The following is a 21,345-nucleotide window of genomic DNA, read 5'->3' on the forward strand; positions in this document are numbered from 1 at the left end:
TGTAGATTCAATCTGTCAATGCAACACCCCTTTCAATTATCTCTTTCGGTGTTTTGAACTTCAGTGTCTTTCTCGGTCTGTTGTTTAGCTGAGCAGCAACCAGATCTAGTTCATGTTGAGTATATTGGGCAAGACATGTCTTTTTAGGAAAGTACTGCCGAATTAGCCCATTTGTGTTCTCATTTGTTCCCCGCTGCCAAGGACTCTGAGGATCGCAGAAGTAAACTTTAACGCCGGTGCTGACAGTAAATTCTAGATGTCTGGCCAGTTCCATTCCTCTGTCCCATGTCAGTGATTTTCTGAGTTCTGACGGTAAACTCAGGAATTTGTCGGTAAGAGCCTGATTTACTGAGACAGAATCTTTGCCCCTGAGTCTAAGGATGATCGTATAACGTGATTTTCGGTCTACAAGTGTGGCTATATGAGAGTTTTTTGTACCTGAGACTAAATCGCCCTCCCAATGCCCCAGAGAGCGTCTGTTATCGATATTTCGGGAACGTTCGTGAATTGGTGTTCCGTTCACTATGTTAATCGTACCTCTTTCGCCTTTGCGGGTATGACGCCTGCCATGGCGAAGGCTATGCGACCGTCGCAGATGCTGTATATTCAGGTGGTGTAGCGCTTCACGGCTACGAAAGTACAGCGTTTTATAAATTGTCTCAGGTGATATTCGCAGCGTTTTTTGACGTGGTTTTGTTCGCCTTAACCATCCTGATATTTGCTCTGGAGACCATTTCATCTCCAGCTTTTCCAGAACAAGCTTTCGCAATGGTAAATTTTGATCCAGTAAGCACGGTTTTGGCCTTTTCGCCATTCTGTTGGCTCGGTTATTAGCATCAACAGCTTTGTAATAGCGTCTGCCCCGATTACGCTGAACTTCACGTGAGATCGTCGAAGGACTGCGATTCAGCGCAGTAGCTATCGCACGAATGCTCATTTTGGCTGACAAACCAGCTCGTATCTCCTCGCGCTCAGACAGTGTCAGGTGAGCTACAGCCCGCTTACGCTCATGGGGTTTTATGCCGCCAGTATCCCTTAACATAGTGAAGATCGTTCCGGGTTTTGAACCCAGGATATTCGCTATTTCACTGAAGCCTGTTCCGTTCTTCCATAGTTCAAAAACAGAGGCTTTTTCCTCTGCTGTAAATGTTCGTCTCATTCAAAAAACCTCCGCAACCCCATGTTTTCACATAACTGTTGCGTTGACCAATTGAATCTACAATTGCGTTCTTGATGCACTTTCCATCAACGTCAACAACATCATTAGCTTGGTCGTGGGTAGTTTCCCTCTGGACCCGACAGTGTCAAAAACGGCTGTCATCCTAACCATTTTAACAGCAACATAACAGGCTAAGACATGCCGGACACCCAATAAAACTACGCTTCGTTGACATATATCAAGTTCAATTGTAGCACGTTAACAGTTTGATGAAATCAACGTATCCAAATGTTTGCTTTCATCACAAAATTGCAATATTACAACTAGTTGCACGCGCTAATTAATAAATGTAATGAATCCAACCAATGCGATCCATTTTAAATTAAATTATCATGGATAAACAGAAGGATATGCAACTTTTGTTAACATAAAGGGCAATAGTTCAGTCTGGAAATAGTTTAGCATTTTTTACCGGATGCGAAATGCTTTTTCAGTGATTCCTGTTAAAAATATGTAAATTCGCGCTGCGTAATATGTTGATGCATGTCACATTATTACCTGCACACAGGCCAAAAGAGTATCGAAATGCGTTTAACAATTATTCTGGTTGCCCCCGCCAGAGCGGAAAATATTGGTGCGGCAGCCCGTGCGATGAAGACCATGGGATTCACCCAGTTGCGAATCGTTGACAGCGAGGCCCACCTGGAACCCGCCACGCGATGGGTTGCGCATGGTTCGGGTGATATTATTGATAATATTAACGTTTTTCCAACGTTAGCCGAGGCGCTTCACGACGTGGATTTTACCGTCGCGACCACGGCGCGCAGCCGCGCGAAGTTTCATTATTACGCTACGCCGGTCGAACTGGTTCCCCTGTTGCAGGAAAAATCAACGTGGATGGATCACGCCGCGCTGGTTTTTGGTCGTGAAGATTCGGGGCTGACCAACGAAGAATTGGCTCTGGCGGATGTCCTCACCGGGGTACCTATGGTGGCTGACTATCCATCACTCAATTTGGGGCAGGCGGTGATGGTATATTGCTATCAATTAGCAGGTTTAATACAACAACCGGCCAGAAACATTGAGATGACGGATGAGCATCAGCTACAGGCATTGCGCGAACGTGTTTTGCGTTTATTAGCCACGCTGAACGTTTCTGACGACATTAAGTTGACGGACTGGCTGCAACAGCGAATGGGTCTGTTAGAGCAGCGAGACACGGCAATGTTGCACCGTTTTTTACATGATATAGAAAAAAATCTAACAAAATAAAGTATTGATAAATGTTTGTTGTGTGGTGTTTTACTCTGGTTTCAAGTGGGCGAGACATACTGTATTGGTTGAAAGTAAAAGGGCAAGCAGTCGCTCATGAACAAGTGTCGGAATGTGATCAATTTAAAAATTTATTGACTTAGGTCAGCAGATACTTTAACCCTAAAAGAATACAAGACAGACAGATAATAATTACAGAGCACACAACATCATGAAACGCATCAGCATCACTATTACCACAACCATCACCATTACCACAGGTAACGGTGCGGGCTGACGCGTACAGGAAACACAAGAAAAAGCCCGCACCTAAACAGTGCGGGCTTTTTTTTCGACCAAAGGCAATGAGGTAAACCATGCGAGTGTTGAAGTTCGGCGGTACATCAGTGGCAAATGCAGAGCGCTTTCTGCGGGTTGCCGATATTCTGGAAAGCAATGCCAGACAGGGGCAGGTCGCGACCGTGCTCTCTGCCCCCGCAAAAATTACCAACCATCTGGTGGCGATGATTGAGAAGACCATCGGTGGTCAGGATGCTTTAGCCAATATCAGCGACGCCGAACGTATTTTCTCTGAGCTGTTGGTGGGTTTGGCCGCTGCGCAGACGGGTTTTCCGCTGGCTCCGCTCAAAGCCTTTGTTGAACAAGAGTTTGCCCAGATTAAACACGTCCTGCATGGCATCAGCCTGTTGGGACAGTGCCCGGACAGCATCAATGCCGCGCTTATCTGCCGCGGCGAAAAAATGTCGATCGCCATCATGGCTGGCCTGCTGGAAGCGCGCGGGCACAACGTGACGGTCATCGATCCGGTGGAGAAATTGCTGGCAGTCGGCCATTACCTCGAATCTACCGTTGATATCGCCGAATCTACGCGCCGCATTGCCGCCAGCCGTATTCCTGCGGACCACATGATTTTGATGGCCGGATTTACCGCCGGGAATGAGAAAGGTGAGTTAGTGGTGCTGGGGCGTAATGGCTCCGACTACTCTGCCGCCGTACTGGCCGCCTGTTTGCGCGCGGATTGTTGTGAGATCTGGACCGATGTTGACGGCGTATATACTTGCGATCCGCGTCAGGTACCCGACGCCCGACTGCTGAAGTCGATGTCTTATCAGGAAGCGATGGAGCTTTCTTACTTCGGCGCCAAAGTGCTGCACCCGCGCACCATTACCCCTATTGCCCAGTTCCAGATCCCTTGCCTGATTAAAAATACCGGGAATCCACAAGCGCCTGGCACGTTGATTGGCGCCAGCAGTGATGACGACGATTTGCCGGTAAAAGGTATTTCTAATCTCAATAACATGGCGATGTTTAGCGTTTCCGGCCCAGGAATGAAAGGCATGGTGGGTATGGCGGCACGCGTTTTTGCCGCAATGTCGCGTGCGGGCATCTCGGTAGTGCTGATCACCCAATCCTCTTCCGAATACAGCATCAGCTTCTGCGTCCCGCAGGGCGACTGCGCGCGTGCGCAACGCGCGATGCAGGATGAATTCTACCTCGAACTGAAAGAAGGCCTGCTGGAGCCGCTGGCGGTGACTGAGCGTCTGGCTATCATCTCTGTTGTTGGCGATGGTATGCGTACTCTGCGTGGCATTTCGGCGAAATTCTTTGCCGCGCTGGCTCGTGCGAACATCAATATCGTGGCGATCGCCCAGGGTTCGTCTGAGCGTTCTATTTCAGTGGTGGTGAACAACGACGACGCGACTACCGGCGTTCGCGTGACCCATCAAATGCTGTTCAACACCGACCAGGTGATTGAAGTGTTTGTGATTGGTGTAGGCGGCGTGGGCGGTGCGCTACTGGAGCAGCTTAAACGTCAGCAAACCTGGCTCAAAAAGAAGCATATCGATCTGCGCGTGTGCGGCGTGGCGAACTCGAAGGCCCTGTTGACCAACGTCCACGGACTGAATCTGGAAAACTGGCAGTCGGAGCTGGAAAGTGCGAAAGAGCCTTTCAACCTTGGGCGCTTAATTCGCCTGGTGAAAGAATATCATCTGCTTAATCCGGTGATTGTCGACTGTACGTCAAGCCAGGCGGTGGCAGATCAGTATGCTGATTTCCTGCGCGAAGGCTTCCATGTGGTTACGCCGAACAAAAAGGCCAACACCTCGTCGATGGATTACTACCATCAGCTGCGTTTTGCCGCCGCGAAGTCCAGGCGTAAATTCCTCTACGACACCAACGTGGGCGCAGGCTTGCCGGTAATTGAAAACCTGCAAAACCTGCTCAGCGCAGGTGATGAATTGCAGCGTTTCTCCGGTATTCTTTCCGGCTCGCTGTCGTTTATTTTCGGCAAGCTGGATGAAGGCATGAGCTTCTCGCAAGCCACCACCATGGCGCGTGAGATGGGCTATACCGAGCCCGATCCGCGTGACGATCTTTCCGGCATGGATGTGGCACGTAAGCTGTTGATCCTCGCCCGTGAGACCGGTCGTGAGCTGGAGCTTTCAGACGTGGTCATTGAACCAGTTCTGCCAAAAGAATTTGATGATTCCGGTGATGTATCCGCGTTTATGGCGAAATTACCGCAGCTGGATGACGTGTTTGCCGCGCGCGTGGCGAAAGCCCGTGATGAGGGAAAAGTATTGCGTTATGTTGGCAATATCGAAGAGGACGGCGTTTGTCGCGTGAAAATTGATGCAGTAGACGGCAACGATCCGCTGTTTAAAGTGAAAAACGGTGAGAACGCGCTGGCATTCTATAGCCACTACTATCAGCCGTTACCGTTGGTTCTGCGCGGATATGGCGCGGGTAACGACGTGACGGCAGCGGGCGTCTTTGCCGACCTGCTACGCACCCTTTCATGGAAGTTAGGAGTCTGACATGGTGAGAGTTTATGCCCCGGCTTCCAGTGCCAATATGAGCGTCGGGTTTGATGTGCTCGGTGCGGCGGTAACTCCGGTGGACGGTTCGCTGTTGGGCGATGTGGTGACCGTTGAGGCGGCTGATCAGTTCAGCCTGAACAACCTTGGGCGCTTTGCCAACAAGCTGCCGTCAGAGCCGCGCGAAAATATTGTCTATCAGTGTTGGGAGCGATTCTGCCAGGAGCTGGGTAAAACGGTTCCGGTGGCGATGACGCTGGAAAAAAATATGCCGATTGGCTCCGGGTTAGGCTCCAGCGCCTGTTCCGTCGTGGCGGCATTAGTCGCTATGAACGAACACTGCGGTAAGCCGCTCAACGATACGCGCCTGTTGGCGATAATGGGCGAGCTGGAAGGGCGTATCTCCGGCAGTATTCATTACGATAACGTTGCCCCGTGCTTTTTGGGCGGCATGCAGTTAATGATTGAAGAAAACGGCATTATTAGCCAGCAGGTGCCAGGCTTTGATGAGTGGCTATGGGTACTGGCGTATCCGGGGATTAAAGTGTCCACGGCAGAAGCGCGGGCGATTCTACCTGCGCAGTATCGCCGTCAGGACTGTATCGCCCACGGGCGACATCTGGCTGGATTTATCCATGCCTGCTATTCCCGTCAGCCTGGGCTTGCCGCGAAGCTGATGAAGGACGTCATTGCTGAGCCGTATCGTACCCGCTTGCTACCAGGCTTTAGTCAGGCGCGTCAGGCGGTAACAGAAATTGGCGCGCTGGCCAGCGGGATCTCCGGGTCAGGGCCGACGCTGTTCGCCTTGTGCGATAAGCCGGATACGGCGCAGCGCGTAGCAGATTGGCTGAGTAAAAATTACCTGCAAAATCAGGAAGGCTTTGTTCATATTTGCCGGCTGGACACGGCGGGCGCACGGGTACTGGGATAATCAATGAAACTGTATAATCTGAAAGATCATAACGAGCAGGTCAGCTTTGCGCAGGCCGTCACGCAAGGGCTTGGCAAGAATCAGGGATTGTTTTTTCCGCACGATCTACCGGAATTCAATCTGACAGAAGTGGATGAGATGCTGAACCAGGACTTCGTTAGCCGCAGCGCGAAGATCCTGTCCGCATTTATTGGTGATGAGATCCCTCAGGAAATTCTGGAAAAACGCGTGCGTGCTGCATTTGCTTTTCCGGCACCGGTTGCTCAGGTTGCTGCAGATATCGGTTGTCTGGAACTGTTCCACGGCCCTACGCTTGCATTTAAAGACTTTGGCGGACGCTTTATGGCGCAAATGCTGACGCACATCAGCGGCGACAAGCCGGTAACCATTCTGACGGCGACCTCAGGTGATACTGGCGCGGCGGTTGCACATGCCTTTTATGGCCTGAAAAACGTGCGCGTGGTGATCCTCTACCCGAATGGCAAGATCAGCCCATTACAGGAAAAATTGTTCTGTACGCTGGGCGGCAATATTGAAACTGTCGCCATCGACGGTGATTTTGATGCCTGTCAGGCGCTGGTTAAACAGGCGTTTGATGACGAAGAGCTGAAGGTGGCTCTGGGACTGAACTCGGCTAACTCAATCAACATCAGCCGTCTGCTGGCGCAAATTTGTTACTACTTTGAGGCCGTGGCGCAACTGCCGCAAGAGGCGCGGAATCAGCTGGTGATTTCTGTTCCCAGCGGTAACTTTGGCGATTTGACCGCCGGGCTGCTGGCGAAATCACTGGGCCTGCCGGTGAAGCGTTTTATCGCCGCGACCAACGTCAACGATACGGTTCCACGCTTCCTTGCACAAGGCGAGTGGGCACCGAAAGCAACCCAGGCGACGTTGTCGAATGCGATGGATGTCAGTCAGCCGAACAACTGGCCGCGCGTGGAAGAACTGTTCCGCCGTAAAATCTGGCGTCTGAATGAGCTGGGTTACGCCGCCGTTGACGATGTCACGACACAGGAAACGATGCGCGAGCTGCATGAGTTAGGCTACACCTCTGAACCGCATGCGGCGGTGGCTTACCGTGCGCTGCGTGATCAGCTAAACCCTGGCGAGTATGGCCTGTTCCTCGGTACTGCGCATCCGGCGAAGTTTAAAGAAAGCGTTGAGGAGATTCTTGATCTGAAGCTGGCTCTGCCAAAAGAGCTGGCGGAACGCGCAGACTTGCCGCTGCTTTCGCATCATCTGCCAGCTGATTTTGCGCAACTGCGTAAGCTGATGATGACCCGCAGTTAACGGTGGTGCCCGCTGGCGCTTTGCTTAGCGGGCCTACAAAACCTGTAGGCCGGATAAGGCGTTAGCCGTCATCCGGCATGTAAATTATTGCTCGTGGCGTTTAAACACCAGTTCGCCGTTTCCTGACGCTTCTTCATCAAAGAAATAGCCTTCGCTGTTAAATGCGGTCAGCTGTTCCGGCTGCGTTAAGCGGTTCTCAATGATGTAGCGGCTCATCAGGCCGCGCGCTTTCTTGGCATAAAAGCTGATGACTTTGAACTTGCCGTTTTTCTCGTCGAGGAAGACTGGTTTAATCAGCTCGGCATTGAGCTTTTTCGGCTTCACGGATTTAAAATACTCATCCGAAGCGAGATTAATCACCACGCTGTCGCCTTGTGCTTCAAGTGCTTCATTAAGTTTATCGGTGATGATATCTCCCCAGAACTGGTAGAGATCTTTACCCTTCGCATTGGCCAAACGAATGCCCATCTCCAGACGATAAGGCTGCATCAAATCCAGTGGACGTAGAACGCCGTACAGTCCTGACAACATCCGTAAATGCTGCTGAGCGAAGTCGAAATCCGCCTCGCTGAAGGTTTCAGCCTGCAGCCCGGTATACACGTCGCCCTTAAATGCCAGAATGGCCTGGCGCGCATTGTCCGGCGTGAAGTCAGGCTGCCAGTCATGGAAACGCGTGGCATTCAAATCCGCCAGTTTGTCGCTAATTCCCATCAGCTTGCCAATCTGCGGCGCAGAGAGCTGGCGCGCCACATGGATAAGCTGCTGAGAGTGATCCAGCAGTTCGGGTAGCGTATGGCGTGTTGTTGCCAGCGGACTTTGGTAGTCGAGCGTTTTTGCAGGTGAAATCAGAATCAGCATATCCAGTCCTTGCAGGAAATTTACTGCGACTTTAGCAAAAAAAACGACAGATTTGATCGATGGTTGTGATTGCCGCGCTATCCGCGCGGCGTTTCATCCCAGCTTTCGGGGGCAAGCTGTTGTCTGATATCAGGATAACGGTGCGGATCGAATTCCGGGCGCACCCCGAGTTTACGCTGGCGCAGATAGTCGCTGGCGATGGTATGGACAACCGGAGAAAGCAGCAGAATCGCTGTCAGGTTAGTAATGGCCATACAAGCCATAATGATATCGGCCAACTGCCAGACCAGCGGGAAGCTGACAAACGTTCCGCCGATAATGGTGCTAATGGTAGCGATTCGCAATAGCCAGATGACGCGCATATTGTCCAGTTTCAGAAAGACGAGATTGTTCTCCGCATAGATGTAGTTGGCGACGATCGAGCTAAAGGCAAAGAGAATCACAATAAAAGCCACGAATCCGGCTCCCCATTCTCCCGTCAGCGTTACCATTGCTTTTTGAAGTAACTGGATGCCTTCCATTGGCACATAGCTGGTGCCATTGCCTGCCAACAGAATAATCATCGCGCTAGCCGTACAGACCACGAGAGTGTCGCCTAATACCCCAATCATTTGCACAATGCCTTGTGCCGCAGGATGCGGTGGCCAGGAGGCGGCCGATGCGGCTGCATTCGGCGTAGATCCCATTCCGGCTTCGTTAGAAAACATGCCGCGTTGAAAACCGTTGGCAATAGCCTGGCTTAGCGTATATCCGGCCGCACCCGCTGCTGCTTCCTGCCAGCCAAAGGCGCTTTTTATAATGGTGACGATAATGTCGGGAAGCTGCCCGATATGCCACAGACAGATGATGATGCTACTTCCAACCCACAGCAGTGCCATCATCGGAACGAACCATTGCATCAGGCGTGCGACGCCTTTAATACCGCCGACGATGACCAGTAATGACACTATTGCCAGTGCGATACCGGAGAAGAGGGGAGGGATGTCAAAAGCAAAGGTCAACGCACGAGAGACCGAGTTCGCCTGAACGCTGTTAAAAATCAGTCCATAGGCAATCAGTAAAAAGATGGCAAAAAGGACGCCCATCCAGCGCATGCCCAGACCACGTGCCATATACCACGCAGGACCACCGCGGAACTGTCCTTTGCTATCGCGTTCTTTATACAGTTGGGCAAGTGAGCACTCGGCGAATGACGTTGCCATACCAATGACCGCTGAGACCCACATCCAGAAAATGGCTCCAGGGCCGCCAGCGGCGATCGCCAACGCTACGCCGGCCAGGTTCCCGCTACCGATACGCGCGGCAAGGCTGGTGCACAGAGCCTGAAAGGAAGTTAAACCGCCCGGCTGCGGGCTAATGCTGTTTTTAAGACTTGTGCCAAACTGGCGAATGTAGCGGAACTGCACGAACCCTGTACGCCAGGTGAACCAACATCCTGCGCCAAGCAGGAGGTAGATCATCACCGATCCCCAGAGTATTTCATTAATAAATGAGAAAAAATCAGGCATTAACATCCCTCTTGTTGATGCCGGTAAGCGCGAAGATTTCCGTGTAAGCGCTACCAATAATCGACCAGTATATACCTTGTCATGAGAGTGATTGCGGGAGTTTATCATAACAATCGTTATATCCCGCAATTGCGCATCACAGGCTTTGAGATGCGTAATCAGGGCTGAGCAGCGGGTCGGACAATCCAGGCGGTTGCGCTGAGAGTGCGTCGTGCTATCATCAGGGAAGATCGGTTACATCCCCCTAACAAGCTGTTTAAAGAGAATCGCTATCATGACGGACAAATTGACCTCCCTTCGTCAGTTCACCACAGTAGTGGCCGACACCGGAGACATCGCGGCAATGAAGCTGTATCAGCCTCAGGATGCCACAACTAACCCTTCTCTCATTCTTAACGCAGCGCAGATCCCAGAATACCGCAAGCTGATTGATGACGCTGTAGCCTGGGCTAAGCAGCAGAGCAACGACCGCGCACAGCAGATCGTCGACGCGACCGACAAACTGGCAGTAAATATCGGTCTGGAGATCCTGAAACTGGTCCCGGGTCGTATCTCTACTGAAGTTGACGCTCGTCTGTCTTACGACACCGACGCGTCCATCGCGAAAGCAAAACGTCTGATCAAGATGTACAACGACGCTGGCATCAGCAACGATCGCATTCTGATTAAACTGGCTTCAACCTGGCAGGGCATCCGTGCCGCTGAGCAACTGGAAAAAGAAGGCATCAACTGTAACCTGACTCTGCTGTTCTCCTTCGCGCAGGCACGTGCATGTGCAGAAGCTGGCGTATACCTGATTTCTCCGTTCGTTGGTCGTATTCTTGACTGGTACAAAGCCAACACCGACAAGAAAGAGTATGCACCGGCAGAAGATCCAGGTGTGGTTTCCGTAACGGAAATCTACGAGTACTACAAACAGCACGGTTACGAAACCGTGGTGATGGGTGCGAGCTTCCGTAACATCGGCGAAATCATTGAGCTGGCAGGCTGCGATCGTCTGACGATTGCTCCGGCACTGCTGAAAGAGCTGGCGGAAAGCGAAGGCGCTATCGAACGTAAACTGTCCTTCTCCGGCGAAGTGAAAGCGCGTCCTGCACGCATCACCGAAGCTGAGTTCCTGTGGCAGCACAACCAGGATCCGATGGCTGTAGATAAACTGGCGGACGGTATCCGTAAGTTTGCTGTAGACCAGGGTAAACTGGAAAAAATGATCGGCGATCTGCTGTAATCATTTAAGCGTGGCCCTGATATGGGTCACGCTACCTCTTCTGAAACCTGTCTGTCCTTCCTTTCGCAGTGTATCATTCTGTTTAACGAGACTGTTTAAACGGAATAATCATGAATACTTTACGCATTGGCCTGGTTTCCATTTCTGACCGTGCTTCCAGCGGCGTTTACCAGGATAAAGGTATCCCGGCCCTTGAAGAGTGGCTGGCATCTGCCCTTACCACCCCTTTTGAGCTGCAAACGCGACTGATCCCGGATGAACAGGCGATCATCGAACAGACCTTATGCGAGCTGGTGGATGAAATGAGCTGTCATCTGGTGCTGACTACCGGCGGAACGGGTCCGGCACGTCGCGACGTGACCCCCGATGCTACGCTTGCCGTCGCTGACCGCCAGATGCCAGGCTTTGGCGAACAGATGCGCCAGATAAGTCTGCACTTTGTGCCAACGGCTATTCTCTCCCGCCAGGTCGGTGTGATTCGCAAACAGGCGTTGATCCTGAATCTGCCTGGGCAGCCGAAATCGATCAAAGAAACGCTGGAAGGCGTGAAAGATGCCGACGGTAAGGTTATCGTACCGGGTATTTTTGCAAGTGTACCGTATTGTATACAGTTGCTGGATGGGCCGTATGTGGAAACCGCACCGGCTGTTGTAGCATCTTTTCGTCCTAAAAGCGCAATTCGCGACACAAACGCCTGAAAGTAGCCCGATCGTGACATAAGTGCCAATCACAGTGGAGTATTGAATTGTTTACGATATAGTAATTTTTGCTTTACATGTATCGACAGACAGATTTAATAATTCCACTGACTGATGGTTTGCTATGTCACAACACACTCGACCGCTGAATCGCCAGGATTATAAAACTCTTACGCTTGCTGCCCTCGGCGGTGCGTTTGAGTTTTATGATTTCATTATCTTCGTCTTCTTTGCCGCTGTTGTTGGTGAACTGTTCTTTCCGGCAGATATTCCTGAGTGGCTACGTCAGGTGCAAACCTTCGGCATTTTTGCCGCCGGATATCTGGCGCGTCCGCTGGGTGGCATCATCATGGCGCACTTTGGCGATCTGGTCGGGCGTAAGAAAATGTTCACCCTGAGCATTTTGCTGATGGCGATACCGACGCTGGCGATTGGTCTTTTGCCTACCTACGCCTCAATGGGGATCCTCGCACCGCTGCTGTTACTGCTGATGCGCATTTTGCAAGGCGCTGCCATCGGCGGAGAAGTGCCGGGCGCGTGGGTGTTCGTGGCGGAGCATGTACCGGAGCGCCGCATCGGCATTGCCTGTGGCACGCTGACCGCCGGGCTGACGGTGGGGATTCTGTTGGGATCGGTGGTTGCGACGCTGGTGAATACCAACCTGACGCAACAGGCGGTGCATGACTACGGCTGGCGTATCCCGTTCCTGTTGGGGGGCGTTTTTGGGCTGGTGGCGATGTACCTGCGTCGCTGGTTGCAGGAAACGCCCATCTTCCTAGAAATGCAGCAGCGTAAAGCACTTGCGCAAGAGCTACCGGTGAAGTCGGTGGTGAGTAAGCATAAAAAAGCGGTGGTTATTTCAATGCTGCTGACCTGGTTGTTATCGGCCGGGATTGTGGTGGTGATCCTGATGTCACCAGTCTGGTTGCAGAAGCAGTATGGCTTTGCACCCGCGCTAACGCTACAGGCCAACAGTGTCGCTACCATTATGCTGTGCGTCGGCTGTCTGCTGGCTGGATTTATTGTCGACCGGGTCGGCGCCAGCAAAACCTTTATTGTCGGCAGCCTGCTGCTGGCCTGTTCGAGCTGGTTTTTCTATCACCTGACCGGCGGCCATCCTCAGCACTTGTTCCTGTTATACGGGCTGGTGGGATTATGCGTTGGCGTGGTCGGCGCAGTGCCTTATGTCATGGTGCGGGCGTTTCCGGCGGAAGTCCGTTTTACCGGTATTTCCTTTTCCTATAACGTCTCATATGCCATTTTTGGTGGTCTGACGCCAATCGCCGTGACGATGTTAATGAGTGTGTCGCCAATGGCTCCGGCCTGGTATGTGCTGGCGTTATCGCTGGTGGGGTTAGGTCTGGGGATTTGGCTGCGACAGGATATTTATCATCGCGATACGAGCGTACAGGGAGAGTTACAGCGTTTGTAAGGAATATCCCCCCTGAAGGGGGGATATTGTCAGATTAGTGCGCTTCACCAATCGGCAGGATGGTACGGCCAAACTGTTCGTTCAGCACTTCACCCATCGCCAGGTAAATGGCGCTTGCACCACACACTAAGCCAACCCAACCCGCTACGTGAATGATTGCTTCGTTACCTGCAATGTTGCCAACGGCCAGCAGGGCGAACAGCACTGTCAGGCTCAGGAACACGAACTGCAGCATGCGCGCGGCTTTCAGCGTACCGAAGAACATGAACAGAGTGAACACGCCCCACAGACCCAGGTAAGCGCCCAGGAACTGACCATTGGTTGCATCCGCGAGGCCCATTTTCGGCATCAGCAGAATCGCAACCAGCGTCAGCCAGAACGAACCGTAGGAGGTAAAGGCGGTTAAACCGAAGGTGTTGCCTTTTTTATATTCCAGAAGACCGGCAAAAATTTGCGCGATACCGCCGTAGAAAATGCCCATCGCCAGAATAATAACGTCTAAAGCGAAGAAACCCGCGTTATGCAGGTTAAGCAGAATGGTGGTCATGCCAAAGCCCATCAGGCCCAGCGGTGCCGGATTAGCCAACTTAGTGTTGCCCATAATTCCTCAAAATCATCATTGATTGAATGGTGAAATAGTTTCCCCGAATAACGATCGCTGTCTTCGGGGCGCGGCATAATAATCAGGGGAGAGGGCACTGTCTATGATCTAACGAAGGGAAAACGAATTATTTTCCCTGTGATGCCCATCACAGGGAAAACGAATTATTTTCCCTGTGATGGGCATCACGCTTGTGCGTGGTTGAGCATTCTGCGCAGGCAGGCAATGTGGAGTACAACCGGGATCGTCACGCGATAAGCGCTGCCGCTCACCGCTTTAACCCCGTTTAAAGCCGCACCTACCGGGCCGCCAAGTCCGGCTCCGCGCAGTAATCCGTGCCCTATTACGCTGACGGCGGCGTGGGTTCGCAGAATTTTGGTTAACTGGCCGGAGAGCAGGTGAGAGACGCCTTTTGCCAGGTGACGATCCTTCAATAATAACGGTAGCAGTTCTTCCAGTTCAGAAACTTTTGCATCGACAGCCTGCAGAAATTCCTGCTTTTGTCCGGCATCCATTTTTTGCCAGGCGTTGCGTAAAAAGTGCTCCAGCAGAGACTGTTCAATTTCGAACGTGGACATCTCTTTATCAGCTTTAATCTTCAGACGCTTCGAAACGTCCAGCAAAATCGCCCGATACAGTTTTCCATGTCCACGGAGTTTATTGGCAATGCTGTCGCCCCCATAATGCTGCAGTTCGCCAGCAATCAGTTGCCAGTTGCGGCGGTGCTGTTCCGGATGTCCTTCCATCGATTTAAATAAATCGTTGTGGTTGAGAACGCTCGACAGACGGGCTTTCCCCTTTTCATTATGTGTAAGCAGGCGGGTAATATTGGCGAGCTGCTCCTCGCTGCAATGCTGAAGAAAATCGAGATCGTCGTCATTCAAATAGGTGACATTCATGTTTCTATGGCTTTTGAATAAAAGTATGGGGAATTAGTCGTCGCCGATGATTTTCAGCGTCGCCATATCAGAAGAGTTCACCGTATGGCCGGAGAAGGTAATTTTTTTCACGCAGCGCTTATTGTCGTTGTCGCTATTGATGTTGATCCAATTGGTCGTTTGCCCTTCTTTGATGGAGGAAGGCACGTTCAGACTCTGGCTGGACATGCGGGCAGCTTTGAAATAAACCGATGCACCACTGAGCTGTAAATCACCATGATCGGCCGTAAGTTGAATGCGTTTCACCACGCGGCAAACGGGAAGTTTCAGCGTCAGATCGTTGGTTTCATTACGGGGCATGGCGATCACGCCGAGGACTTTATGATCGTTAGCGTGTGCGGCGCTGCTCAGCAGCAGGCCCATAAGCAGGCTGGCGGAAAGGGTTAATACGGATTTCATGGAATTTCTCTTTGACGGCTGTAAAAGTGTGTCGTTTCAGACCATCTTACCGCTGTCAGAATCATGATTCATGCTTGTAATCTTTTCTTTTTATTACAATTTTTATGTGAATGGCTGTGCTGAATTTATCTGTTTTATGAATTAATTTTGATTTGAGACTATTCATTTTTTAATCTTTTAGCCTTTTTTCTGCGATTTTATTGCCACAAGGCTAAAAAAAATTTTCATGCCCCCCTTGATGACGTGGGTTACGACCCCATCTTGTAAGCAACCGCAGTGGTGAGTCTGAAAAAAAACGATTCAGGGTAGTTGAAACCGCACGTTTCGCCCTTATTACAGATTCACAACCACATGATGACCGAATTTTTAGTGGAGACGTTTAGATGGGTAAAATTATTGGTATCGACCTGGGTACTACCAACTCTTGTGTAGCGATTATGGATGGCACTACTGCACGTGTGCTGGAGAACGCCGAGGGCGATCGCACCACGCCTTCTATCATTGCTTATACCCAGGATGGTGAAACTCTGGTTGGTCAGCCGGCTAAACGTCAGGCAGTGACAAACCCGCAAAACACCCTGTTTGCGATTAAACGCCTGATTGGCCGCCGCTTCCAGGACGAAGAAGTACAGCGTGATGAAGCCATCATGCCGTACAAAATCATCGGTGCTGACAACGGTGATGCATGGATTGACGTAAAAGGTCAGAAACTGGCACCGCCGCAGATTTCTGCTGAAGTGCTGAAAAAAATGAAGAAAACGGCTGAAGATTACCTGGGTGAGCCGGTAACTGAAGCAGTTATCACCGTACCTGCATACTTTAACGATGCTCAGCGTCAGGCAACTAAAGACGCCGGTCGTATCGCAGGTCTGGAAGTAAAACGTATCATCAACGAACCAACCGCAGCTGCGCTGGCTTACGGTCTGGATAAAGAAGTTGGCAACCGTACTATCGCGGTATATGACCTCGGTGGTGGTACTTTCGATATCTCTATTATCGAAATCGACGAAGTTGACGGCGAAAAAACCTTCGAAGTTCTGGCAACCAACGGTGATACCCACCTGGGTGGTGAAGACTTCGACAGCCGTATGATCAACTACCTGGTTGACGAGTTTAAGAAAGATCAGGGTATCGACCTGCGTAATGACCCGCTGGCGATGCAGCGTCTGAAAGAAGCCGCTGAGAAAGCGAAGATCGAGCTGTCTTCCGCTCAGCAGACCGACGTGAACCTGCCGTACATCACTGCAGACGCGACCGGTCCGAAACACATGAACATCAAAGTGACCCGTGCGAAACTGGAAAGCCTGGTTGAAGACCTGGTTAACCGTTCTATCGAGCCGCTGAAAGTTGCTCTGCAGGATGCTGGCCTGTCCGTATCTGATATCAACGACGTTATCCTCGTTGGTGGTCAGACGCGTATGCCGATGGTGCAGAAGAAAGTCGCTGAGTTCTTCGGTAAAGAACCGCGTAAAGACGTTAACCCGGACGAAGCCGTAGCAATCGGTGCTGCTGTTCAGGGTGGTGTATTGACCGGTGATGTTAAAGACGTGCTGCTGCTGGACGTAACCCCGCTGTCTCTGGGTATCGAAACCATGGGTGGCGTAATGACTCCGCTGATCGCGAAAAACACCACTATCCCGACCAAGCACAGCCAGGTGTTCTCTACCGCTGAAGACAACCAGTCTGCGGTAACCATCCACGTGCTGCAGGGTGAACGTAAACGCGCTGCTGATAACAAGGATCTGGGTCAGTTTAACCTGGATGGCATCAGCCCGGCTCCGCGCGGTATGCCGCAGATCGAAGTTACTTTTGACATCGATGCCGACGGTATCCTGCACGTTTCCGCGAAAGACAAAAACAGCGGTAAAGAGCAGAAGATCACCATCAAGGCTTCTTCTGGTCTGAACGAAGAGGAAATTCAGAAAATGGTTCGCGAAGCAGAAGCGAACGCAGAATCTGACCGTAAGTTTGAAGAGCTGGTTCAGACCCGTAACCAGGGTGATCATCTGCTGCACAGCACTCGCAAGCAGGTTGAAGAAGCAGGCGACAAACTGCCGGCTGACGACAAAACTGCCATCGAGTCTGCACTGACCGCGCTGGAAACTTCTCTGAAAGGTGAAGATAAAGCGGATATCGAAGCGAAAATGCAGGCGCTGGCACAGGTTTCCCAGAAACTGATGGAAATCGCTCAGCAGCAGCACGCACAGCAACAGGCTGGTGCAGCAGGCGCTGATGCTTCTGCAAATAATGCGAAAGATGACGACGTTGTCGACGCCGAGTTTGAAGAAGTGAAAGACAAAAAATAATCGCCCTTTGAACGGGTAATTACTGGCACGGGCGAAGAGGTTTCCTCTCCGCCCGTGCACGCATGTTAGGGGCAGATAAAAAGAGATGGCTAAGCAAGACTATTACGAGATTTTAGGCGTTTCCAAATCAGCGGAAGAGCGTGAAATCAAAAAGGCCTACAAGCGCCTGGCCATGAAATATCACCCGGACCGCAACCAGGGTGATAAAGAGGCCGAAGCCAAGTTTAAAGAGATCAAAGAAGCGTACGAGATCCTGACCGATGCGCAAAAACGTGCGGCCTACGATCAGTACGGTCATGCTGCGTTTGAGCAAGGCGGCATGGGCGGCGGCGGCGGTTTTGGCGGCGGGGCTGATTTCAGCGATATCTTTGGTGACGTGTTTGGCGATATCTTTGGCGGCGGTCGTGGTCGTCAGCGCGCCTCACGTGGTGCTGATTTACGTTACAACATGGATCTCACTCTGGAAGAAGCCGTGCGTGGCGTCACCAAAGAGATCCGTATTCCGACTCTGGAAGAGTGTGACGTCTGCCACGGTAGCGGCGCGAAGGCGGGCACTCAGCCGCAGACCTGTCCAACCTGTCACGGTTCTGGTCAGGTACAGATGCGTCAGGGCTTTTTTGCCGTACAGCAGACCTGTCCACACTGTCAGGGCCGCGGTACGCTGATCAAAGATCCGTGCAACAAATGCCACGGGCATGGTCGCGTTGAGAAGAGCAAAACGCTGTCTGTTAAAATCCCGGCAGGGGTTGATACCGGCGACCGTATCCGTTTGTCTGGTGAAGGCGAAGCCGGTGAGCATGGCGCGCCAGCAGGTGATTTGTACGTTCAGGTGCAGGTAAAACAACACCCAATTTTCGAACGTGAAGGCAATAACCTCTACTGCGAAGTGCCGATTAACTTTGCGATGGCTGCTCTGGGCGGCGAGATTGAAGTCCCGACGCTGGATGGTCGCGTGAAGCTAAAAATTCCGGGCGAAACGCAGACCGGCAAACTGTTCCGCATGCGTGGAAAGGGCGTCAAGTCTGTACGCGGTGGCGCTCAGGGCGATCTGCTGTGCCGTGTAGTTGTTGAAACCCCGGTTGGTTTGAACGACAAGCAGAAGCAGTTGCTGAAAGATCTGCAGGAAAGCTTCGGCGGTCCTACCGGCGAAAACAACAGCCCGCGTTCCAAAAGCTTCTTCGACGGTGTGAAGAAGTTCTTTGACGATCTGACTCGCTAACGACAAGCCAAAAAACTTTCTCGTTTGAAAAAACCGGTATTCCCTTTTAAGGGAATACCGGTTTTTTATTGTCAAGGATAAAAGTGAGTTGAATGGTCTTGAATGTGAGTTTTCTAACATGTCAGGTAAATATATTAGGGGTGGTTTAGTTAGAAGATATTGATGCGCTTACTAACAAATATGAACTTATCATATCTACAGCAACATTATTTGACACATTATTTTAAGCAGTCATTATCTATTCTGATGTGAGATTTACATCACTATCTTGTAATTACATTTGTTTAATATTTATCACCGCAGCGAACCTTCATTCATTGATGAAAAAATATAATTATGGGGAATAAATTCAATGCCTCGGATAAAGGAAATACTACTGGCTAGTCTTGTATTAGCCACTCCAGCTCTTTTTAGCCAAAATGTACAAGCTCTGGAATATAAAAACTCTTTTGGGTCAATTAACGCTGGTTATGCAGACTGGAATAGCGGTTTTGTGAATGTGCACCGCGGTGAAGTTTGGAAAGCAACGGCTGATTTTGGCGTCAATTTTAGAGAAGCTGAATTCTATTCTTTTATTGAAAGCAACGTATTAAACCATGCAGTGGCGGGCCGTAACCATACCGTCTCTGCTATGACCCATGTGCGTCTTTTTGATTCTGACTATACCTTCTTTGGCAAGATATACGGTCAATGGGACAACTCATGGGGTGACGATCTGGATATGTTTTATGGACTCGGTTATCTGGGGTGGAGTGGAGATTGGGGTTTCTTTAAACCTTATATCGGCTTGCATAACCAATCAGGTGACTATGTATCACCGAAATATGGACAGACCAGTGGATGGAATGGATATGTTATTGGTTGGACTGCTGTTTATAACTTCTCTTTATTTGGTGAAAGCTTTGTTTTATCTGACTGGAATGAAGTCGAGATTGATAGAAATGATGCTTACACGGAGCAGCAATTCGGTCGAAATGGTTTAAATGGAGGATTAACGCTGGCATGGAAGTTTTATCCACGATGGAAGGCATCTGTAACGTATCGTTATTTTGAGAACAAATTAGGTTATGACGGATATGGGGATCAGATGATTTATATGGTCGGATATTCATTTTAATTAAAATTAAAGGAACTGAAATGAAAAGAACAGTCATTGCCAGCATGATTGGGCTGGCACTGTGCGCCGGGAGCACATTACAAACCGCGCAGGCTGCTGCGGATAAACGCCCTAATTTAGTCATCATTCTTGCGGATGATTTGGGTTATGGCGATCTGGCGGTTTATGGTCATCAAATCGTTAAAACACCGAATATCGATAAATTGGCTCAGGATGGTGTGAGATTTACGGATTACTATGCGCCAGCTCCGCTGTGCTCCCCTTCTCGTGCTGGGTTATTGACTGGACGTATGCCGTTCCGCACGGGGATCCGTTCTTGGATCCCGGAAGGGAAAGATGTGGCATTGGGCCGTAATGAGCTGACGATTGCTAATCTGCTGAAAGCGCAAGGCTACGACACGGCGATGATGGGTAAATTACACCTCAATGCCGGCGGTGATCGAACAGACCAACCGCAAGCTAAGGATATGGGGTTTGACTATGGCCTGGTGAATACAGCCGGATTTGTGACCGATTCCACTTTAGATAACGCGAAAGAGCGCCCACGCTATGGCACCGTGCATCCGACCGGATTCGTGCGTAATGGCAAACCGATTGGCAGAGCAGAAACATTTAGCGGTGAACTGGTTAGTTCAGAGGTTGTTAACTGGCTGGATAACAAGAAAGACGATAAACCGTTCTTCTTATACGTTGCATTTACCGAGGTCCATAGCCCGCTGGCCTCACCGAAAAAGTACCTCGATATGTATTCGCAATATATGAGTGTCTACCAGAAACAGCATCCGGATCTGTTCTACGGTGATTGGGCTGATAAACCTTGGCGTGGCACAGGTGAGTATTACGCCAACGTCAGTTATATGGATGCTCAGGTTGGTAAAGTAATGGATAAGATAAAGGCAATGGGTGAAGAAGATAACACAATTGTTATCTTTACTAGTGATAACGGACCTGTCACTCGTGAAGCGCGTAAAGTGTATGAGTTAAACCTGGCGGGTGAAACGGATGGTCTTCGCGGTCGTAAAGATAATCTGTGGGAGGGCGGGATCCGCGTTCCGGCAATTATCAAATATGGTAAGCATATTCCGCAGGGAATGGTGACAGATACGCCTGTCTATGGCCTCGACTGGTTGCCGACGCTGGCAAACATGATGAACTTCAAGCTCCCTACCGATCGCACCTATGATGGGCAGTCTTTGATTCCATTGCTGGAACAGAAAACCTTAAAACGTGAAAAACCGCTGATTTTCGGTATCGATATGCCATTCCAGGATGACCCTACTGATGAATGGGCTATTCGTGATGGCGACTGGAAAATGATCATCGATCGTGAGAATAAACCCAAGTACCTCTATAACCTGAAAAAAGATCGTTTCGAGACACTGAACCAGATCGGCAAACAGCCTGATATTGAGAAACAACTCTACGGTAAATTCCTGAAATATAAACAGGATATTGATAACGACTCGTTAATGAAAGCACGCGGTGATAAGCCTACGCCGGTCACCTGGGGCTAATCGAATAATTATAAGAAATACCATGTATGCCACTTAGGGCTCTGCCCGCCTGGCTC

19 protein-coding genes, 1 pseudogene and 1 other annotated feature are annotated in these 21,345 nt (G+C 50.6%); of the genes and pseudogenes, 13 read left to right on the forward strand and 7 right to left on the reverse strand.

Annotation, left to right across the window (positions count from 1 at the left end; genetic code table 11):
* Positions 1-7: 7 nt before the first annotated feature.
* Positions 8-1,159, reverse strand: a complete 1,152-nt coding sequence (locus tag OGV71_RS04200) for an IS30-like element IS30 family transposase (RefSeq protein WP_001254932.1) — start codon at positions 1,157-1,159, stop codon at positions 8-10.
* A pseudogene (locus OGV71_RS04205) lies at positions 1,156-1,236 on the reverse strand (hypothetical protein); the annotation flags it as partial. The pseudogene OGV71_RS04205 and the gene OGV71_RS04200, both read right to left, overlap by 4 nt.
* Between OGV71_RS04205 and yjjY the strand changes: the two are divergent.
* The 6 genes from yjjY (at position 1,215) to thrC (ending at position 7,471) form a co-directional block, all read left to right on the forward strand.
* The gene (gene yjjY, locus OGV71_RS04210) at positions 1,215-1,346 is read left to right on the forward strand and encodes a YjjY family protein (protein ID WP_137348086.1); all 132 of its coding nucleotides are present in this window, start codon (positions 1,215-1,217) and stop codon (positions 1,344-1,346) included. The pseudogene OGV71_RS04205 and the gene yjjY overlap by 22 nt on opposite strands.
* 398 nt (positions 1,347-1,744) lie before the next feature.
* Positions 1,745-2,431, forward strand: coding sequence for a tRNA/rRNA methyltransferase (locus OGV71_RS04215; protein WP_003018988.1), 687 nt, complete (start codon positions 1,745-1,747; stop codon positions 2,429-2,431).
* A 206-nt stretch (positions 2,432-2,637) separates the two neighbouring features.
* Positions 2,638-2,764, forward strand: a sequence feature (Thr leader region).
* Positions 2,643-2,708 carry a thr operon leader peptide gene (gene thrL, locus OGV71_RS04220; protein ID WP_032337689.1) on the forward strand — a complete coding sequence of 22 codons (66 nt, stop codon included), beginning with the start codon at positions 2,643-2,645 and terminating at the stop codon, positions 2,706-2,708. (Overlaps the previous feature by 66 nt.)
* A 23-nt stretch (positions 2,765-2,787) precedes the next feature.
* Complete coding sequence (thrA, locus tag OGV71_RS04225; protein WP_204584141.1) at positions 2,788-5,250, forward strand: bifunctional aspartate kinase/homoserine dehydrogenase I; 2,463 nt, start codon at positions 2,788-2,790, stop codon at positions 5,248-5,250.
* Between the two features lies 1 nt (position 5,251).
* Positions 5,252-6,181, forward strand: a complete 930-nt coding sequence (gene thrB, locus OGV71_RS04230) for a homoserine kinase (protein WP_048219758.1) — start codon at positions 5,252-5,254, stop codon at positions 6,179-6,181.
* Between the two features lie 3 nt (positions 6,182-6,184).
* Positions 6,185-7,471, forward strand: coding sequence for a threonine synthase (thrC, locus tag OGV71_RS04235; RefSeq protein ID WP_204584139.1), 1,287 nt, complete (start codon positions 6,185-6,187; stop codon positions 7,469-7,471).
* 84 nt (positions 7,472-7,555) lie between these two features.
* Here the strand turns inward: thrC and yaaA are convergent, their stop codons facing one another.
* The gene (gene yaaA / locus OGV71_RS04240) at positions 7,556-8,329 is read right to left on the reverse strand and encodes a peroxide stress protein YaaA (protein ID WP_003018978.1); all 774 of its coding nucleotides are present in this window, start codon (positions 8,327-8,329) and stop codon (positions 7,556-7,558) included.
* Positions 8,330-8,406: 77 nt separating this feature from the next.
* Entirely contained in the window at positions 8,407-9,837 is a 1,431-nt protein-coding gene (locus OGV71_RS04245; RefSeq protein ID WP_003018976.1) for an alanine/glycine:cation symporter family protein, read from the reverse strand.
* Positions 9,838-10,111: 274 nt separating this feature from the next.
* Between OGV71_RS04245 and tal the strand changes: the two genes are divergently transcribed.
* The 3 genes from tal (at position 10,112) to OGV71_RS04260 (ending at position 13,195) form a co-directional block, all read left to right on the forward strand.
* Positions 10,112-11,065: a transaldolase gene (gene tal / locus OGV71_RS04250; RefSeq protein ID WP_003018974.1), complete on the forward strand. Its 954-nt coding sequence runs from the start codon at positions 10,112-10,114 to the stop codon at positions 11,063-11,065.
* 110 nt (positions 11,066-11,175) lie between these two features.
* On the forward strand, positions 11,176-11,763 hold the full coding sequence (gene mog / locus OGV71_RS04255) for a molybdopterin adenylyltransferase (RefSeq protein WP_003018973.1): 588 nt from the start codon (positions 11,176-11,178) through the stop codon (positions 11,761-11,763).
* A gap of 124 nt (positions 11,764-11,887) precedes the next feature.
* Complete coding sequence (locus tag OGV71_RS04260; RefSeq protein WP_204584137.1) at positions 11,888-13,195, forward strand: MFS transporter; 1,308 nt, start codon at positions 11,888-11,890, stop codon at positions 13,193-13,195.
* Between the two features lie 34 nt (positions 13,196-13,229).
* Here OGV71_RS04260 and satP read toward each other — a convergent pair whose 3' ends face one another.
* The 3 genes from satP to OGV71_RS04275 all read right to left on the reverse strand — a co-directional run bounded on the left by satP (position 13,230) and on the right by OGV71_RS04275 (position 15,133).
* Positions 13,230-13,796 carry an acetate uptake transporter gene (gene satP / locus OGV71_RS04265; protein ID WP_003018969.1) on the reverse strand — a complete coding sequence of 189 codons (567 nt, stop codon included), beginning with the start codon at positions 13,794-13,796 and terminating at the stop codon, positions 13,230-13,232.
* A gap of 185 nt (positions 13,797-13,981) precedes the next feature.
* Positions 13,982-14,695 carry an acidic protein MsyB gene (msyB, locus tag OGV71_RS04270; RefSeq protein ID WP_204584135.1) on the reverse strand — a complete coding sequence of 238 codons (714 nt, stop codon included), beginning with the start codon at positions 14,693-14,695 and terminating at the stop codon, positions 13,982-13,984.
* Positions 14,696-14,728: 33 nt separating this feature from the next.
* Positions 14,729-15,133, reverse strand: coding sequence for a DUF2541 family protein (locus tag OGV71_RS04275; protein ID WP_003018965.1), 405 nt, complete (start codon positions 15,131-15,133; stop codon positions 14,729-14,731).
* Positions 15,134-15,516: 383 nt separating this feature from the next.
* Here OGV71_RS04275 and dnaK point away from each other — a divergent pair, with 383 nt between their 5' ends.
* The 4 genes from dnaK to OGV71_RS04295 all read left to right on the forward strand — a co-directional run bounded on the left by dnaK (position 15,517) and on the right by OGV71_RS04295 (position 21,289).
* Complete coding sequence (gene dnaK / locus OGV71_RS04280; protein ID WP_003018959.1) at positions 15,517-17,439, forward strand: molecular chaperone DnaK; 1,923 nt, start codon at positions 15,517-15,519, stop codon at positions 17,437-17,439.
* A gap of 85 nt (positions 17,440-17,524) precedes the next feature.
* Complete coding sequence (gene dnaJ, locus OGV71_RS04285) at positions 17,525-18,658, forward strand: molecular chaperone DnaJ (RefSeq protein ID WP_003018956.1); 1,134 nt, start codon at positions 17,525-17,527, stop codon at positions 18,656-18,658.
* Positions 18,659-19,010: 352 nt separating this feature from the next.
* Positions 19,011-19,775, forward strand: a complete 765-nt coding sequence (locus OGV71_RS04290) for an outer membrane protein OmpK (protein ID WP_071696564.1) — start codon at positions 19,011-19,013, stop codon at positions 19,773-19,775.
* 20 nt (positions 19,776-19,795) lie between these two features.
* On the forward strand, positions 19,796-21,289 hold the full coding sequence (locus OGV71_RS04295; protein WP_286532711.1) for a sulfatase family protein: 1,494 nt from the start codon (positions 19,796-19,798) through the stop codon (positions 21,287-21,289).
* Positions 21,290-21,345 lie beyond the last annotated feature (56 nt).

Source organism: Citrobacter sp. Cf088, assembly GCF_030334295.1.
GTDB lineage: Bacteria > Pseudomonadota > Gammaproteobacteria > Enterobacterales > Enterobacteriaceae > Citrobacter > Citrobacter freundii.

Coding starts and splice junctions, on each gene's coding strand:
- OGV71_RS04200 (WP_001254932.1), bottom strand. CDS start 1,159: ATGAGACGAACATTTACAGCAGAGGAAAAAGCCTCTGTTTTTGAACTA.
- OGV71_RS04295 (WP_286532711.1), top strand. CDS start 19,796: ATGAAAAGAACAGTCATTGCCAGCATGATTGGGCTGGCACTGTGCGCC.
- satP (WP_003018969.1), bottom strand. CDS start 13,796: ATGGGCAACACTAAGTTGGCTAATCCGGCACCGCTGGGCCTGATGGGC.
- thrA (WP_204584141.1), top strand. CDS start 2,788: ATGCGAGTGTTGAAGTTCGGCGGTACATCAGTGGCAAATGCAGAGCGC.
- msyB (WP_204584135.1), bottom strand. CDS start 14,695: ATGAATGTCACCTATTTGAATGACGACGATCTCGATTTTCTTCAGCAT.
- dnaJ (WP_003018956.1), top strand. CDS start 17,525: ATGGCTAAGCAAGACTATTACGAGATTTTAGGCGTTTCCAAATCAGCG.
- OGV71_RS04215 (WP_003018988.1), top strand. CDS start 1,745: ATGCGTTTAACAATTATTCTGGTTGCCCCCGCCAGAGCGGAAAATATT.
- dnaK (WP_003018959.1), top strand. CDS start 15,517: ATGGGTAAAATTATTGGTATCGACCTGGGTACTACCAACTCTTGTGTA.
- mog (WP_003018973.1), top strand. CDS start 11,176: ATGAATACTTTACGCATTGGCCTGGTTTCCATTTCTGACCGTGCTTCC.
- OGV71_RS04290 (WP_071696564.1), top strand. CDS start 19,011: ATGCCTCGGATAAAGGAAATACTACTGGCTAGTCTTGTATTAGCCACT.
- yaaA (WP_003018978.1), bottom strand. CDS start 8,329: ATGCTGATTCTGATTTCACCTGCAAAAACGCTCGACTACCAAAGTCCG.
- OGV71_RS04260 (WP_204584137.1), top strand. CDS start 11,888: ATGTCACAACACACTCGACCGCTGAATCGCCAGGATTATAAAACTCTT.
- thrC (WP_204584139.1), top strand. CDS start 6,185: ATGAAACTGTATAATCTGAAAGATCATAACGAGCAGGTCAGCTTTGCG.
- OGV71_RS04275 (WP_003018965.1), bottom strand. CDS start 15,133: ATGAAATCCGTATTAACCCTTTCCGCCAGCCTGCTTATGGGCCTGCTG.
- OGV71_RS04245 (WP_003018976.1), bottom strand. CDS start 9,837: ATGCCTGATTTTTTCTCATTTATTAATGAAATACTCTGGGGATCGGTG.
- thrB (WP_048219758.1), top strand. CDS start 5,252: ATGGTGAGAGTTTATGCCCCGGCTTCCAGTGCCAATATGAGCGTCGGG.
- tal (WP_003018974.1), top strand. CDS start 10,112: ATGACGGACAAATTGACCTCCCTTCGTCAGTTCACCACAGTAGTGGCC.